General features: G+C 44.8%; 12 protein-coding genes and 2 pseudogenes. 6 read left to right on the forward strand and 8 right to left on the reverse strand.

The features are described from left to right. Positions 1 to 19: 19 nt before the first annotated feature. Positions 20 to 1,236: pseudogene (nqrF, locus tag EXU30_RS13590) on the forward strand (NADH:ubiquinone reductase (Na(+)-transporting) subunit F). Positions 1,237 to 1,693: 457 nt separating this feature from the next. Here the strand turns inward: nqrF and EXU30_RS13595 are convergent. Then, a complete protein-coding gene (locus EXU30_RS13595) occupies positions 1,694 to 2,404 on the reverse strand; it encodes a Rossmann-fold NAD(P)-binding domain-containing protein (RefSeq protein ID WP_130600901.1) in 711 nt (236 codons plus the stop codon). Positions 2,405 to 2,665: 261 nt separating this feature from the next. Between EXU30_RS13595 and EXU30_RS13600 the strand changes: the two genes are divergently transcribed. The 4 genes from EXU30_RS13600 (at position 2,666) to EXU30_RS13615 (ending at position 6,916) form a co-directional block, all read left to right on the forward strand. Continuing rightward, positions 2,666 to 3,337, forward strand: coding sequence for a nitroreductase family protein (locus EXU30_RS13600; RefSeq protein ID WP_130600903.1), 672 nt, complete (start codon positions 2,666 to 2,668; stop codon positions 3,335 to 3,337). Positions 3,338 to 3,484: 147 nt separating this feature from the next. Then, positions 3,485 to 4,477, forward strand: coding sequence for a hypothetical protein (locus EXU30_RS13605; protein WP_130600905.1), 993 nt, complete (start codon positions 3,485 to 3,487; stop codon positions 4,475 to 4,477). 296 nt (positions 4,478 to 4,773) lie between these two features. Beyond that, positions 4,774 to 5,673 carry a tryptophan 2,3-dioxygenase gene (gene kynA, locus EXU30_RS13610; protein WP_130600907.1) on the forward strand — a complete coding sequence of 300 codons (900 nt, stop codon included), beginning with the start codon at positions 4,774 to 4,776 and terminating at the stop codon, positions 5,671 to 5,673. Positions 5,674 to 5,722: 49 nt separating this feature from the next. After that, positions 5,723 to 6,916 carry an aminotransferase class V-fold PLP-dependent enzyme gene (locus EXU30_RS13615; RefSeq protein WP_130600909.1) on the forward strand — a complete coding sequence of 398 codons (1,194 nt, stop codon included), beginning with the start codon at positions 5,723 to 5,725 and terminating at the stop codon, positions 6,914 to 6,916. Positions 6,917 to 6,940: 24 nt separating this feature from the next. On the opposite strand, the gene EXU30_RS13620 is transcribed toward EXU30_RS13615, so the two are convergent. Both EXU30_RS13620 and EXU30_RS13625 read right to left on the reverse strand, forming a co-directional pair. Next, positions 6,941 to 7,156 carry a TIGR02450 family Trp-rich protein gene (locus tag EXU30_RS13620; RefSeq protein WP_130600911.1) on the reverse strand — a complete coding sequence of 72 codons (216 nt, stop codon included), beginning with the start codon at positions 7,154 to 7,156 and terminating at the stop codon, positions 6,941 to 6,943. Between the two features lie 281 nt (positions 7,157 to 7,437). Continuing rightward, entirely contained in the window at positions 7,438 to 8,811 is a 1,374-nt protein-coding gene (locus tag EXU30_RS13625) for a DUF4397 domain-containing protein (RefSeq protein ID WP_130600913.1), read from the reverse strand. 314 nt (positions 8,812 to 9,125) lie between these two features. Here EXU30_RS13625 and EXU30_RS13630 point away from each other — a divergent pair, with 314 nt between their 5' ends. Next, complete coding sequence (locus tag EXU30_RS13630; protein WP_242620211.1) at positions 9,126 to 10,262, forward strand: endonuclease/exonuclease/phosphatase family protein; 1,137 nt, start codon at positions 9,126 to 9,128, stop codon at positions 10,260 to 10,262. Positions 10,263 to 10,382: 120 nt separating this feature from the next. Here EXU30_RS13630 and pepN read toward each other — a convergent pair. From pepN to EXU30_RS13655, 5 genes and pseudogenes are all read right to left on the reverse strand, one after another. Further along, a pseudogene (gene pepN, locus EXU30_RS13635) lies at positions 10,383 to 13,051 on the reverse strand (aminopeptidase N). A 225-nt stretch (positions 13,052 to 13,276) separates the two neighbouring features. Continuing rightward, a complete protein-coding gene (gene lpoB, locus EXU30_RS13640; protein ID WP_165399019.1) occupies positions 13,277 to 13,870 on the reverse strand; it encodes a penicillin-binding protein activator LpoB in 594 nt (197 codons plus the stop codon). 109 nt (positions 13,871 to 13,979) lie between these two features. Further along, a complete protein-coding gene (locus EXU30_RS13645) occupies positions 13,980 to 15,347 on the reverse strand; it encodes a COG3014 family protein (protein ID WP_130600919.1) in 1,368 nt (455 codons plus the stop codon). A gap of 96 nt (positions 15,348 to 15,443) precedes the next feature. Next, on the reverse strand, positions 15,444 to 15,656 hold the full coding sequence (locus tag EXU30_RS13650; RefSeq protein WP_130600921.1) for a SlyX family protein: 213 nt from the start codon (positions 15,654 to 15,656) through the stop codon (positions 15,444 to 15,446). A 71-nt stretch (positions 15,657 to 15,727) separates the two neighbouring features. Then, positions 15,728 to 16,687, reverse strand: coding sequence for a WD40 repeat domain-containing protein (locus EXU30_RS13655; protein ID WP_130600923.1), 960 nt, complete (start codon positions 16,685 to 16,687; stop codon positions 15,728 to 15,730). Positions 16,688 to 16,800 lie beyond the last annotated feature (113 nt).

Consider the following 16,800-nt stretch of genomic DNA (forward strand, 5'->3'; position numbering starts at 1 on the left):
TTATTAGAAGGTAGATTAAATGGAAATGGCAATTGGTATCGGCATGTTTACCACTGTGGTATGTGTGTTGGTTGCGGTGATTTTATTCGCCAAAAGTAAGCTGGTGAATACTGGCGATGTCACCATTGGAATTAATGGCGACGACGACAAAAGCCTGCAAACGCCAGCGGGTGAAAAACTGCTAGGTGCGCTAGCAGGTAAAAATATCTTTATTCCATCGGCATGCGGTGGCGGTGGTACCTGTGGCCAGTGCCGGGTAACTGTAAAATCTGGAGGCGGTGATATTCTGGCGACTGAGCTTGAGCATATCACCAAAAAAGAGGCTAAAGAGGGCTGTCGTTTAGCTTGTCAGGTTGCGGTGCGCACTGACATGGAGCTTGAGGTCGACGAAGAAATCTTCGGCGTTAAAAAATGGCAGTGTGAGGTTGTTTCTAACAATAACCAGGCGACTTTTATTAAAGAGCTACTGCTTAAAGTGCCTGAAGGCGAAGAAGTATTGTTTAAGGCGGGTGGTTATATTCAAATTGAAGCGCCAGCCCATGAGGTAAAATACAGCGACTTTGATATTCCTGCTGAGTATCGCGACGACTGGGAAAAATATGGGTTGTTTGACCTAGTATCGAAAGTGGATGAAGACGTGCTGCGCGCCTACTCAATGGCAAACTACCCTGAAGAGAAAGGCCTAATCATGCTGAACGTGCGTATCGCAACGCCGCCAGCAGAAGGTTTACCACCGGGGCAAATGTCATCATACATCTTTAACTTAAAAGCCGGTGATAAGGTCACTATCTCAGGGCCATTTGGTGAGTTCTTTGTAAAAGAAACTGACGCTGAAATGGTATTCATTGGCGGTGGTGCAGGTATGGCGCCGATGCGCTCACACATCTTTAATCAGCTTAAAGGCGTTAAAACCAAGCGTAAGATGAGTTTTTGGTATGGCGCGCGCTCTAAGCGTGAGATCTTCTATCAAGATCATTTCGATAAACTGGCTGCAGAGAACGAAAACTTTGAGTGGCATGTGGCTCTATCAGATCCCTTGAAGAAGATAACTGGACTGGCTACACAGGCTTTATTCATAACGTGCTGTATGAGAATTACCTCAAGCAGCATAAAGCGCCAGAAGATTGCGAGTTCTACATGTGTGGCCCTCCAATCATGAACTCATCGGTTATCAATATGCTAGAAAGCCTAGGTGTTGAGCAAGAGAACATCTTACTCGATGACTTTGGTGATTAGAGCTTAGCCTTAAAGCAAATGAAAAAGACGACCTAGGTCGTCTTTTTTGTTTTGCCTCTAAACCACGGCTTGAGTGGGCGGTTATCATCAAAAATGACTTTGCTTGTTATATCCAGTTATCTTCAGGGCTTTTAGCTCTAATAATTAGCTCACGTTACAATGACATTTAAAGCACGCAGCGAGCTCATCCCTATAAAATCGACGAAAGCATCTATTTTTTCAAGACTTTAAATGTCAGTGCGACTGAGTGCTATAGGAGTTTTAGATTTGTCTAGGTTGGGGGAAATAGTTTCTGAAGGTGGTTGGTTTTTGAATGAACTTTTGCTACGTAAACATATAGCGTACTTTTGGACATAAACCGGCTAGAACATAAGCTAAGTGTTACTTGCTGTTAAAGCAAAGCTTCTATTATCTATTTAACAGTCTGCCCTGAACTCAACTCTTGTTGTCCGATGATTTAACTAAACGCCGCCAGCTTATCGGCGAGCAAATGCATTTGTTTGTTGCTGACGATTTCTACACTTTGCTGGGCGTGCATTGAGAAATACAACATAGCAGCGGCAACTTGTTGATGCTCAATGGGTTTGATTGTAAGCAACGGGCCGCGAAATATTGGGGCAAAGTAGCGTGATGCTGATTGACCTATATCTTCTAGTATTCTTGTTTCGCTGCGTTTTCCTATGAGTAAACTTGGCCGCAGTATCACTACATGTTGATAGCCAAGCGCTATTGCAGCTTGCTCCGTTTCCCCTTTGACTCGATTATAAAATACTTTTGACTCTGCGCTTGCGCCATGAGCGCTGACGAGCACCAGTTTATTAGCGTTTGGGTTCATTTGAATAACACGTGAAGCGATATCAATTATGGCTGTTTTATCCACAGCAATGAATGCGTCTTGTGAGCCAGCTTGTTTAATGGTTGTACCTAAAGCGCAATACAGAGTGTCGATCGGCTCATCAAGCTCAAGATTGGGGAAGTCGGCTATTTCAGCTTTAATGAACACCACCAAAGTTTGTTGGGATTGTTTAAGTGCTTCAGCATACTGAGATAGCCATTGTGGTTGACGCCGGCCTATGACAAACACGCATTTGTAGCGCTGTAGCTCAATAAGCATTTTTAACATGGCACTGCCAACCAAGCCTGTGGCACCAACAATTGCCGCATTCATAGATTACCTTTTGTGTTTCTGTACTCAAGATGCAAATTTTAAGCTCTGTTTGCTGCTAATTAAATATGATCTTTCATAATAGCTTTGTTAGCTTAGATGCAACGCTTTTAATCTAGAGCCTATCACTAAACTCAAGTGCTCTTGCAGCTCTTAGGAGTAGCGCTTGCGTCGCGGTCAGCCGCATTCGTGAATTTAAATGCTCATTCAAACTTAAAACACTGATTTCAGATAACAACAAAGCAAGATAAACAAGGAATTGTCATGAGTGAACAACACTTACCGCTAACGGACTTTATTGAGTACCCGCAAGATGAAATGATCAAACGTGCCGAGGAAAACTATCAGCAGGTTAAGCGTCGTCATTCTATTCGTAAGTTTTCAGATCGTGCGGTACCACAAGAGATTATCGAGCAATGTATTCTAGCGGCTGGTACTGCGCCCAATGGGGCTAATCACCAGCCGTGGCATTTTGTGGCAATCAATAACCCTAGCGTGAAGTCGCAGATTCGTGAGCAAGCAGAAGCGATTGAGCAAGCCTTCTATGGTGGCCGGGGTGGTGAAGAGTGGTTAGATAACTTAAAGCCTTTAGGCACCAATGCCAACAAGCCCTATTTAGAGCATGCCCCTTGGTTAATTGCCGTGTTTACTAAAAAGCGCAGTGAAGATAATGGGGAGCAAAAGCAAAATTATTATGTGCATGAATCCGTAGGTATAGCGACCGGCTTTTTACTGCAAGCGTTGCACAATGCAGGCCTTGGCACCTTAACCCATACGCCAAAACCGATGAGCTTTTTATCGAAAGTGTGCGGTCGCGATAACGATAATGAGCGCCCATACATGCTGATTGTTGCTGGCTACCCCGCTGAAGATGCCACTGTGCCAGCACATGCGCTTGAGAAAAAATCGTTAGAAGAAATCTGTGACTTTTTATAGCTGCTCAAGCCGTTGGCTGTGACAGGTTTCAATTGGCTTATAAAGCCAGTGGGAACATAAGGAATAGTCACAGCTAAAAGGGCAAGCAAGGGGCAAAAGCTAGAGTCAGCAGCTAGAAACAAGAGCCAAGAGCCACAAGGAGGAGTCATGAACTTAAGCCTGATAACCAGTCATAACCGAGAGCGGCTACCTTTGCTAGTTTTGGCTGTGATAAGTCTGTTTTGGAGCTACTTCTACCTGGCTGATAGTGCGTTAAATGACTTTGGTCAGGATAGACCTGAATGGCTGCTATTAGTCGATGTGTTTATTACTGTGCCTTTGGTTTGCTTTGTTTATATTCGTGACACTAAGCAGGCAGCCCTTAAGGTATTGGTATACTGCTCGCTGCTAGTTTTGCTTGGTAGCTTTATTATTCCTGAAACTGAGAAACGTATCTGGCCTTGGTTTGAGTCACTGCGATACGCGCTCGTTGCTGGTTTTGTGTTGTTAGAACTGCTCAGTATTGCAACTGTGGTGTGGGCGATCAAAGCTGCGTTTATTCGCGAACAAGATTTAGATCAAGCAATCAAAGATTCTATCTGCCGCTATTTTTCCGCTGTGCCAGAGGCCGTGGGGCGTTTGCTGATGGTGGAAACCAGAGTATGGAGTTACCTGTTGTTCGCTCATAAGGTTAAGCCGCAGCACTTTGAAGGTGAGTGGCATTTTTACAGTGATTTAAAAGATGGTACTCAATCAAATCAACTTGGTTTTATCATGATTATGTTGTTTGAGCTGCCAATTGTGCACTTGTTACTTCACTATATGGTTTCGCCTTGGGCTGCCACAGTCGTTAGCGTATTAACCTTGATTGGTATGGTATTTTTTATTGCCGAATATCGCGCACTAGGCAAGCGGCCGGTATCGCTAAAACGCGACAAATTGATTGTGCGTTACAGTGTGTGGAACCCTCAATACATAGCTTATGAAGATATTGCCGAGATTAATCTTAATAAGGAGTATATAAAACGCGGCAAAGGTATTAAGCGTTACAACCTGACCGGCGCACCCAATGTTGAATTGGTTCTTAACTCTGGCGACAAGGTGTATTTAGGCGTTAACAACCCTAGCTCACTTGTCGACGCGCTTAATCATTTGCGCTAATTGCTTTGGTATTTGTCTTAGTACTTGTCTTAAGTACTTGGCTTAAGTACTTGTCATGGTCATTGGTAGCGATGACCGCCAATTCCCCTATGCTTTCACTCATCAAAAGGCCTATAGCCTGTAAAACTTAGCTGACAGCCAATGTTTGCCTAAGTTATGAAGATGTCATGGTGCGTGATAATTTAGGCGCATGAACAATGCGCCTAATTCCTTTTAAGCTATCTATCAATAGCGAATACAAAAATAATAATCTGGTGCGCATTGACCTATACGCATACTACAAGGAGTAGCAGAACATGGCGTGCCCTCTTGGTCATAAGTCAGCCCCTACAAGCGATGCCGCATCATCAGCCTCGCAACCTACAGCTAATTTTCGTGAGATGGAAGCTTCTATCCACACCGATTTTAAAGACGATATGTCTTATGGCGATTACCTCAGTCTTGAGCAAATTTTATCGGCGCAGCATCCACTGTCAGATCAGCACGATGAAATGCTGTTTATTGTTATCCATCAAGCGAGTGAATTATGGCTAAAGCTTGCCGGACATGAGCTTACTTGCGCCGTAGGTAACTTGCAGCGCGGTGAGTTTGGTCATGCATTTAAGGTGATCTCACGAGTCAAACAAATCCTCAATCAGCTGACACAATCTTGGAATATTTTGGCGACACTCACGCCAGTTGATTACTTAAAATTCCGTGATGCTCTAGGTCATTCGTCAGGTTTTCAGTCGTATGGCTACCGTAAAATCGAGTTCTTGCTTGGTAATAAAAATTCGCAGTTACTAGAGGTGCACAAGAGTAATGACGTCATTTATCAAGAGCTAAAACAAGTGCTTGAAGCCCCAAGTCTGTATGACGTGTGCATTGCAACTCTCAAGCAAAAAGGCTTTGCAATTGATGATAAGCAATTGAACCGTGATGTGACTCAGCCTTATCAAACCAATGCCTCAGTGCTTGAAGCTTGGAAAGGTGTGTACTTAAACGCAGATGAGCATTTTGAACTGTATGAGCTGGCAGAAAAGCTGGTGGATATTGAAGATAGTTTCCAACAATGGCGCTTTAAACACATGTACACAGTGCAGCGCATTATTGGTAATAAAGCGGGCACAGGTGGTTCATCGGGTGTTGAGTTCTTGAAGAAGTCGCTGGATATCAGTTTCTTCCCCGAGTTATTTGAGCTGCGTACTCAGTTGTAATCGCTGCCATTAGCACATAGCTATGAACCATATAAATAGGGAATTATCCATGCCAAGATTAACCGCTGAGCAGCTACAGGCTCACTATAGCGACTTTAATGTTAGCGAGCGTATTTTACTCTCAGGCCATTCACATCAAGCTTGGCCTGATGTTGCCCGTCAAGGTGTACTACAGTGCTATGACGATGCGGCCAAACATGTTGATGAAAAGTGGGGCGCAGCGCTTGCTAAGGCTGATGAAGTGCGTGACTTTTATCGCACACTAATGGGCGAGGCTAATGGCCAAATTGCGCTAGGCTCATCAACCCATGAGTTGATATTGCGCTTTATGTCAGACCTTGATTATTTCAAGCAAGCCAAAGCCAGTTCACGACCGCTGAAAATCGTCACTACAGATAGCGAGTTTCATTCGCTGCGCCGTCAATTGCAGCGTCTACAAGAGTTAAACTGCCAGATTGACGTTGTGCCGGTTGAGCCTAGTGACACACTGGCTATGCGGGTGATTGATAAGCTAGACAATCAAACCGATGCTGTGATGTTATCGGCAGTGTTCTTTAATTCAAGCCAGATTTTTTATGATGTGGGCCAGGTTGCTAAAGCGGCTCACAATCTGAATATTCCTTGTTTAGTTGATGCTTATCATGCTCTCAACGTGGTGCCGTTTAACCTGCAAACCTGGGAGCTAGAAAGCGCCTTTGTGGTTGGTGGCGGTTATAAATACTGTCAGGCGGGTGAAGGCAATTGCTTTATGCGTATTCCTGCTGACTATCAGGGGAGCCCTGTTATCACAGGTTGGTATGCAGAGTTTGATGTGCTTGATCAAGCGCCTGGCAAAGTGGGTTATGGTGCAGGGCAAGCAGCATTTGCAGGCTCAACTTACGACCCTACAAGTCACTACCGCGCAGCGGCTGTGTTCGACTTTCTAACTGAGCAGCAGCTTGATGATATTGAGCTAAGACAAATTAATCAGGCGCAAATTAAACGCTTGTGGCAGGGTATTGAGGCAATCGGTGAGAGCCGCAGTGGTTTGCTTTTGCCAAAACATAGCCTAGGTGATAACGCAGGTTTCTTGTCACTTACCACACCAAAAGCCGCGCAGTGGGTGAAGCTGCTGGCGCAAAATAATGTATTAACCGATAGCCGCGGCGATCAATTGCGTTTAGGTACAGCACCTTATATCACCGATACGCAAATCGATACCGCGCTAAATACCATAGAGTCATTGGCGCCAAAGTTGGTTTAATCGTTTGCTGTCGCATTGTTAATCTTAAACCCAACCTTGACGCCATAAGGTTGGGTCTTTTAGTTGTCGCCAATCAATTGCTAATTCTTCAGCGTTATACTCTGCACGCAATATACACAAGCTGACTTTTTGGTCTTCGTCATATTCAACCTGACAAACACTGAAGTGTTTGAGTTTGTTAACCGGTTTAGAAGCGGTCCATTTACTATTGAGAAGTTTTTTAGGGTGGACTGGATTCATGAATGTACCTCTTTTTCAATTAATGCCAGTTTCATTCAGACATAAAAAAGTGCTTGCTGGGTGGGCAAGCACAAAGGTGATGATTAATGACGTCTGCTCAGAGCGAGGTATTAGTTTGCCTTTAATGACGAGTACAACCAAAAGTACTGTGCGAACAAAACTTATTACGTTTGTACTTAACATTGAGATCAAGTAAAACTAATACCAATCGCCAAAACAAATTAACTCAAGGTTCAAATTGAATAATCATCAGCAGGGAACTTTACAAAAGTCTCCTAGAGCTACATCTCAGCGTTAAAGTCATCAAGCAAGATCACACCAAATGGTGCACCACCGCCCATGTTATCAACTGCTGCAACACCATAAATGCCGCCAGCTTCAAGCGTGACATCAAGTGGACCAATTGCGACTGTTTTAGTGCCGGCAACGGCGACTGAAATTGTGTAGTTGCCCGGTGCAATTGAAAGGCTACCTGACGCCATTTTAAAAGGTACTGAGGTTAGCGCTGGTGTCGCCTCTGAAATGTCAGCTGAATCTGTTAGATAAATATCGACTTCTGGTGCGCTGTAAGCACTATGAAGTACATTAAGCTTAGCTTCAGTAGCAACGCGGCGAGTGTCTTCCATCAGCACTAGCGGTTCAATCATGTCATCAGACAGTGAGCCAACTGCAAAGGCGCTGTAGCTCATGCCAATCATCGGCTCGATTGGCGCTTTATCGATGACCACTACGCTATTGTCGGCGTCGGCTGCAACTGTCACTGTGTGCATGCCCTCTGGGATATTCACATATGGAGTGAACGCTTTGAACGCCAACATATCAACCGCTGGAGAGGTCGCGTCATCTAAAAATACGTCAACTTCAGGCGCATCAGCAACCGCGTGAATAACACGTAAATCAGCGCCGCTGTTTGCATCGTTCACAATAACTTGGCCTTCAACTAATGCGATGTGCAGGGCTACTGGTGCATCACCTGACCAGGTATTGGTGATGGCACTGACGAGATAATCTGTCATATCACCAAGAGTAATAGTGCCAGAGTCGTAAACTACATCTTTCATGCCTGAAGCCGTGATACGGATTTGATAGTCACCCGTTGCTAGCTCTAATTGTTCGCTATTGTCCATGTAGTTAGCGCTGAGTGTTGGCGACATCATGTCGATATCTGCACCTGGCTCAGTTACGTAAATGTCGACTAGACCAACATCTGCCGCGGCGTGAAGCACTTGAACGCGAGCATAACCGCTAGCGATGGCTGCCATTGGGTTAGCGATGAGTTTTAACGCTAAAGTTTCTTCTGCCACACTACCAACAGCTACGGCGGTGTATTCCATATCCGCTTCTGTACTTAGATTAGTCTCAAGTACCGTTGCCGTGGTTCCGTCAGCAAGAATCGCATCTACGTCAATATCATAAGTCGCTGTATCGACTTGGATAAGTCCACTCGACATAGCGTAATCGACATCTGCAAGTAATTGACTACCATTGACGTTTACATTGACCTTTGGTGCATCGCTACCAGCATGAATGACTCTCACATAAGCCATTGTCTGCGGTTCGTCTTGTTCAATTGTAATTACGTCGTTGTCGTCATCGCTACAACCTGCAAGCGCGATAAGTGAAGCAGCTAGTGCAATTGGGTAAATCCGTTTCATGGGATAATTCCTCTTAAAGGCTTGTTTAAGCCATTGGTTGAAAATCGTCGAGGAATCTATACGCCTTGGTTTTTTGAAAAGTTCAAAAAATCTACATACTTGTTCGATCTAGGTGTTAATTAGGCCGTATTGAAGTTAATAAAAAACCTTAGCAATGAGTCGCTTGTGATAAACTTGAACTTGCTGAAATTTGTTGATTATCGCCTTTGTTTAATACAGCTTTTTGTTGTTTGGTTTATTGTTATCAGGTTTTGGTTACTTGATTTTTGTTACTTGTATTTTGTAACTTTTTTATGTTGTTGAAGGGAATAACCTTGCCGCACTCTAGTTTGAATCAGTCAGCTAAGCGATACCGTGTTGCCAGTATTAATCTGTTTAATTTTATTGAGCCACCGGCAGCGTTTTATGACTTTGAAAACATCTATACCCAAGCGCAGTGGCAGGGTAAGTTAGCCTGGTTCTCTGATTGGGTAACGTCAGCAAACCCAGACATGATTGGCTTTCAAGAAGTGTTTAGCCCGCAGGCGTTAGCAGCCTGGGCAAAAGACAATGGTTACCCGCATTTTGCAGTAATTGATGAGCCAACATTGGTGAATGATTACACCTACAAAAGCCCTGTGGTGGCGTTTGCATCGCGCTTTCCTATCACCGACTTTGGCGAGGTTAGTATTGATAAGGATGCCTGCGAGCTAATGGGATTAAGCCGTGATTTTAGCTTTAGTCGCAGACCACTCAGGGCAACGGTTGAACTGCCAGAATTTGGCGCGCTTGATTGCTATGTTATCCACTTTAAATCTAAGCGGAATCAATTAGATGATAACCTCGAATATCGAAGTTCGATGACTGGTACTGCGGAGTTTGTTGCTAAACAAGTACTTGGGAAATGGGGCGCAAGCCTGCAGCGTGGCAGTGAGGCAACAGCGCTTTATTATGCCATGCTCGCACGCCGTTTTGAGTCGACAAATCCGTATGTATTGATGGGCGATTTTAACGACAAGCTGGCCAGTGATTTGTTTTCGGCTTTTCGGCAATCGCAGCGAATTTTCCGCAGTGATATTAGTGATGCAAACCTTGCTAAACAGTCAGATACCGAGCTTAAAGCGAGTCTGCAGCAGTTTGCGGTGTTTGATAGTTACGAGCTGCATTTCCAAGGAGCGAGATGTAATAAAACTCTGGCGCAGGATGAGTTTGAAACTAGCCTTGATGAGCTTAATCAGCTTGAGTCACATAGTGCTTCCCAGCGCAGTGCAACGCACTACTACGGTAATGTCGGCTCGGTGTTAGATTACATTTTAGTGTCGAGCGAGTTTAATCCTGCTGCACTGCAAAATCTTGCTCAGGTGGTGGATTATCAAACCTTTGATCGTCATTTGATTAAGCCTGATTATGAGCGCGATAAAGACAGTACCGATCACGCTCCGGTGATGATGACTTTTGAGCTTAGGCGCTAGCGTTTGTACCAATAGCCTTTCACAACGCCGCTGTCCTCCAGTGCCTTTAATCAAGCGCTATTAATTAAGATCCTTTAAGAAAGCCCTTCAATCATACGCCGTAAAACTCGTAGCTACAGCTTAAGGTTGCAGCTTAGCTTTCATATCAACGCAGCGGTGTTCTTCCTGTCTTGCTTCTTGAAGTGCTCGCACTGTCATTGCGCTCAACTCCTGGGAGTGATTAATGGCTAGAGTAAGTCGCTCAATATTATCTGAGCTACAGGTCAGTGGGATTAAGCTTTGATTGAAGCTACGCATAAACACGATACCTTTTTGCTCAAACTCATTTAGCTCATCTAATCTTTGCTCTGCTGTCGCCTGACTAAAGTGCTTTTGCTCACTAGGGTATAGCGCATTCATCGCAATACGTTTTTTGGCAAAGCTTAAGCTATTGTCGTGCTTAATTCGGGCTAACCACTGGCGTTTGGCATTGGCATCTGGGCGACTTACCTCGGCAGCAATTGCTGCTTCTTGTCCAGTAGCTGAATTATCTTGTCTACGCTCTTGAGCGAGCCAGCGCTTGCTTGTTGGGGTAGCAAATCGATTTAACTGTTTAATGATTTGCCAGCGAGTAGTCTGATCTAGCTCTATTCCAGCAATTTGCGTATGGCCACGCAGTAAGTCATCTAAATGGTCCAACGCTTGACTGTATTGGGCGAACTGAATGTAAGCATTAAACCAGCGGCGTTGAAGATCACTATCACGCTGGTTCTGCATTACCATGCGCAGGCTCACTTGCCCTAGCGCTTTGGTCACTTTGGCGGTATATGCTTTGTGGCTGGGCGTCATTCTATCGAGATAGGTTTTTGCTTGTTTTAGGTTGGCAACCACCTGACTGAGAATACTGTAGTCAGTCTCAAGTGGTACGTTGACCATGGCGACATTAATGTAGCGGTCGATACCAATATGGCCGTCAATCACACTGTCCCACATGCTTTGCCACAGCATAGAGCGTAATAATGGATCTTTGATATTGCTTAGCTGCGCAGTTGCTGTGTTAAACGAGCGCTTATCTAGGGCGACTTTGACAAACCCCAGTCGTTGATATTTGGATAAACTAAATCAGGGCAGCTAGTGCCTATAAGCTCTGGTACTGAAGTGCTCTCACCTTGGTAGGTGACTGTGATGAGCTTTTCTTTATCAATACCGTGTCGATGCTGATTAAACAAACCCACTTGCACTTTTTGTTCTCTGAGCGTTGGTAACTCATCACTTGCGGCGTACTGTAGTAGATTGAATTCGCTAATTTTGCCATTGCCACAAACGTATTCAGCGCTAATGGTGTTAGTGCCAGCATGATATAGCCAGTCTTGTGTCCACTGACTTAAATCGCGCTTAGCAACGGTTGCCAGGCTGTTGATGAAGTCATCTAGGGTAGCGTTTTGGTAGCTAAATTGGCTTAGATAGTAGTTTACACCCTGGCGGAATGTTTCCTCGCCCAGCAAGTACCTTAATTGTTTGAGCACAGATGCACCTTTGTGGTCGGTAAATACATTAGTGCTATCAAACGCGTCGAAGATTGCTGCGACTGGTACTTGCAGTGGTTTAGCGGTTACTAGGCTGTCTTTAAAGTATGCGCTTTGTTTGTCTGTAGCATAAAAGCTACGCCAGACATTGCTAAACTCGGCGTTTTCGCTCAGCGCTAGTGTACCCATGAATGAGGCAAAGGACTCATTAAGCCATAACTCATTCCACCACTTCATGGTGACGAGGTTGCCAAACCATTGCTGTGTCACCCCTTGCATAATTGCGCCAGCAAGACTTTGCTTTTGGGTGTTGGTCATTTGCCCTTGATGTAAGAAATGTTCTTCCGCAAAGGTGGTGACCGCCGCGTTTTTTATCGCGCTTTTGTTTGTTGTATCAGAGGGTAAATCTGGTACTAAAACCTGATCGTACTTTTTAAACGGGTATTCAATAGCAAAATAGTCGTCAAGAAACGCGAGCCCTTGTTTGGTATACGCAAACCAGTCTTGATGCGGTACGTGCTCAGCAACCGACTGGCGGGCGAATAGGCGCATTGGGTATTTGCCGCTGCTGTCCTGCCAGATGCGATACGGGCCAGCATGCATCGAAAAGTTATGCGGGCTAAGCTTTGGCGATTGTGGGAATACCCAGGTATTGCTGCTGCCATTATCCATTACCTGAGTTTCGCGCATGGCGCTGATCACTTGCCAGTCTTTAGGGGCATTTACGCTAAGGGTAAATTGCGCTTTAAGATCGGGCTGGTCAAATACCGCAAACATTTGCTGCGCGTCGGCAGGTGCAAAGTGAGAGTGTAGGTAAACCTTGCCATCAACTGGGTCAACAAAGCGCTGCAGACCTCCAGCATTGGTGTTGTATGCGCGATTGAATTTTACTTCAATGCTGTTATTGCCACGGGCTAATAAGGCAGGGTTTAGCTTGAAGTAGGCGCCGTTATAGTTTGGGTAAATGCGCTTGCCGTTAATCACAAAAGATTCGATTTGCGCCTGAGTTAAATCCAGAGTGAGTGGCGTGTCTGTATGGGCAAGGTCAAAGTTAATTTTGGAGCTTGCGCTAAAGCGCGCTTCGTCAGTGATATTAAAGGTTAAATCGTAGCTGACATTACTAATTACCTCTGAGCGCGCCATGGCCTGTATTTGGGTAATGTTGGCGCTTTGGTCACGCTCAAGCGGTGACGTTGGCTGGGTCGACTGACAGGCAGTTAGTAAGCTAGCGGCAAAACAAAGGCTTGCTGTAATCGATAGGCGCTTAAGGATGTTAGCCGTCATTGGCTGTTGGCTTGATTGGCAATATGTGTGCTGCTGGCGATGCGTATTATTATCATTATTAGGGCGCGTCACGGCTTTCGTCCTGATTAGTAATGCTGCGATGAAAGGCTTTTGCTCTTTTATCTGGTGTAGCTTCTTTCTCGAGTGCCTCAAATTAACATAAAAAAAGCCGGCATAGGCCGACTTTTTAGCAATCTTTTTAGCTCGCTATAAGATTAACGGGCGTTATAGGCCAAACAGTGATTTAGATTTACCTTTGCGGATTTCTTTCTCATCCTGCCATTCAATCAGGCCTGTTTCTAAGTCCATCAAACGCATGGTCATTTTGTAGTACACATCTTTGGTGCTGCCCGCTTCTTTTACGATGCTAGATAGGTTGCCGTATAGCATGTATTGGGCACCAATTTGACGACCAAACTGAATCGCTGTGCTTGGGTCAACCATGCCTGAGTTGTTCTGGTAGTCCAATTGTTTACGTACTGATTCAACCTTGCTCATGTCGATGAAGCGGAACTTACCAGAGCGTAGCAGCTTAGTGCTGACGGTGTCAGTGATTGATTCAGTATCAATGTGCTCTGAAGTTTTGTTTTTAATTTTATCAACAAAGATAATTGGGCGTTCGTTTTGCGTAATCGCCACAATTGGTGGGAAGGTCAGCATGCTATCAACCATCTTTGCTGAGATGGCTTGAAGATCAGTTGAACCAAAGTTCTCATTTACCGTTTCAACTTCAGTTGCATCACCGTATTCCACTTTCGATTGACACGCACTTAGGCCTATTACAGCGGCTAAAACAAATATGACTTTCATGTGTTTCATAATAAATTCCATTGGTGATTCAATTGGCTAAGTTAATTGCAAAGTTTAATTGCATTAGGCTATTCGGCAAACGCTAAATAACCAAAGTGATAATCAGCAAACATTTAGATCAGATGATTATCGAATAAAAACGGGTATGATTGCCAGTCTCTATAACCCAAATTAATGTTGCTCGGTTAGGTTGTACTTTGACAACTGTCGCTGGTGCATTGGCAACCTGCACTTGATATTCGCCTGCATCAACAAATTGACGCGCTATTTGTGCTTGTTGTGGCAGAGTTAACCAACTACGGCGATCGGCTTGCTCTGAAATCACATTAAAAATTTGCATGGCAATCGCACCGGCATCAGAAGTTTGATTGTAGCGTTTGCCATCAGGGTTTGCGCGAGCGTTCATTTCCGCTTTGGCTGCTACGTGCGCTGCTTGACGTAAAAGTATCGCTGGAAGCTCTTCTTTTAGCGCGTTATAAGCTAGGGCATCAATATTGGCGATGGTGTCTGCGCGTAGCACTGTACCTAGGCCACTAATTGCAGTTTTGCTTGTTGGCGCAGAGCGAGGCTTGTAAGTAGGAATCGATGCGGTTTGAAAGTTTCCATCGATAGTAAAAGGGACTGTTAGGCTATCTTTTACTGGTGCAAAGCCACGCTCAACCATAAAAATGACCTGCCCTTGGCCAGCCTTAGGCAGCTTCGCATCGCCCCAGCGTTTTTTAAATTCGTCGTATTGTGGCATCGACATTTGTTTTGCTAGGCGCACCAAATCTTGTTGCAAAAACTGGTTATCAGGGGAGATCTGCGCTGCCTTGCGGTAGTCAATAAAGGCATCGTTTGGCTCGCCTAAAAGCTCGTGCAGTAGACCAGTGGTGTAGTAGCTGTAGGCATTTAAGAATGAACTTGTCACCGTACCAGAAGCACGGCTTAGCTTTTTCATCTCAGCATTAACCGTCCCGTTTGCCATTGCTTTGACTGAGTCTTGTGATTTTTGGTATCGGCTTTGCTCACTGGCCTGCAGTTGATTGCTTCGGCGTACCTCAACTAATGCGCCTTGTGGGTCGCCCATTAACAAATAGTTAAGCGCTTGGTACTGATGCAGCATGATACGCTCATAGCCAGGGCCGCGATAGGGAATGGCGTTATCGTTGAGAATGATACTACTGGCAGTCGCACCTACATCGCTGGCGCTGATGGTGGCTCTGTCGTCAAAATCACGATAAGCCGAAATTGCGCGCTCATAGTAAGTCTTACTGGACTCAAAATCGCCATAAATTTGCGCGATGCGCCCAGACTCTTGTGCATACAAAAGGCCGTCATTAGTGTCGATATTTTCGGCAAGCTCGGCCAATTGGGAGCTTGCTTGGTCATTACTTAGCTGTGCCTTGTATGGTGCTATCTGCAACGGATAACTAATAAAGATACTGTTGAAGGCACAGCCACTTAGCGTCAAACAGGCTAAGCACACTTGCAGCAGTTGTCTCATTAATAGTCCTTATGGCAATTGGGTGGGCGAAAAAATAGCTAATAAAATAGTGGCTAACAATACAGCAGAGCATATTACCCTGCATCACTAGCATTTTTAATAATGCGGTGGCGGTGTTTCTTCTGCTTGAGTGGCAATGTTGCTTGGTTCCATCGTTTTTAGTTTATCGACTAGCAGCACCAATTGGCGCTGCTGCGTTGCCACTAGTTCGTTAAGCTTAATCACTTCCTGATTTAATTCTTCAATGGTCATATCTTGGAAGGCGATTTTACTTTCTAAATCTTCTAGCTTGTCCCACAGTTGTTGCATGCTTACCTCAAAAATAGCGCTCTATTGTCTGTGCAGTGTGTCTCTGTTGTGCGGCTTTCTATGTAAAACCGTTACTTAGGAGAGAATGTTTCCAGTAAGCCCTTGCTACTAAAGCTGATTATTTTGTCGGGCTGAGTCATTGCTACAGAGTATACTACAGCGCCTCGGTTTTTCGTGGTTTTAGTCACTTGAGCTTGCCATTTGCCTAGCAGTTGACCAGTTTGGCTGTCCCATAGCATCACATCTTTAGCGGGTGTTCCTGTCAGTAACTGGCTATCGTCACTGACAAATTTAGCGGCACTAAAGTTGATTTGTCTGCGCTTAATATCTAGGGAAGATATTTTTTTACCATCACCTGACTGCCAAATATTGGCATTGCCTGTGATGTCGCTGGCAAAACTGCGAGTACCGGCGTTATTTAGTAGCACTTTAGTGATGCGAGAGTCTAGCTGCCACTCCTGCAGTGGTTGTCCTGTTTGGGTTTCCCATAAAATCACTTTGCCATCATTACCGCCACTAAGGGCAAGGGTGCCAGCGGCATTAATTGCGACACTATTGATTTTTTCCTGATGACCTAAAAACTCAATCAGTTTATTTTGCACAACTGACAGCGACATGACTGAGCCATTGCTCAAACCAACTAAGGTATGGCCATTGTCTGCAGTAGTGATGCTGCGTGCTGTTGCAGGTAGGCTCCACCACCCAACGGCTTGTCCGTCGTTTATCTGCCAAATAACTAGTGAGTCTTTGGTCATGGATGCTGCAAATTGGTTGTTCGGCGAAATTGCTACGTCAATAACGTCGTTAGCCTGGTTCTCTTGACCGTGATTCCAGTTGTAGCGAGGGCTTTTTTGTTTGAGATCCCACAGCTGTAAACCGGTGTTTGCCGTGCTAATTAAAAGCAATTGTGCGTCTTGGGATAGGTCGGCATTGTAGACAGCATCTGTGGTGATGGCTTGAAATTCTTTAGTCTTGGGTTGGCAAGCCATAAGTGTGAGTGCACAACAAATAAGCAAAAGAATGCGTGGCATGAACTTGCTCCTCAAGTTGGTGTCTTATAGCTATCTTGTTGGAAATAGTTATTAAATCAAACTGCTTGTTGTTTAGGACCCTTACCTTAGCAAATATTAATGATTGCGTATTG

Origin of the sequence: Shewanella maritima (assembly GCF_004295345.1) — a bacterium.
Taxonomy (GTDB): domain Bacteria; phylum Pseudomonadota; class Gammaproteobacteria; order Enterobacterales; family Shewanellaceae; genus Shewanella; species Shewanella maritima.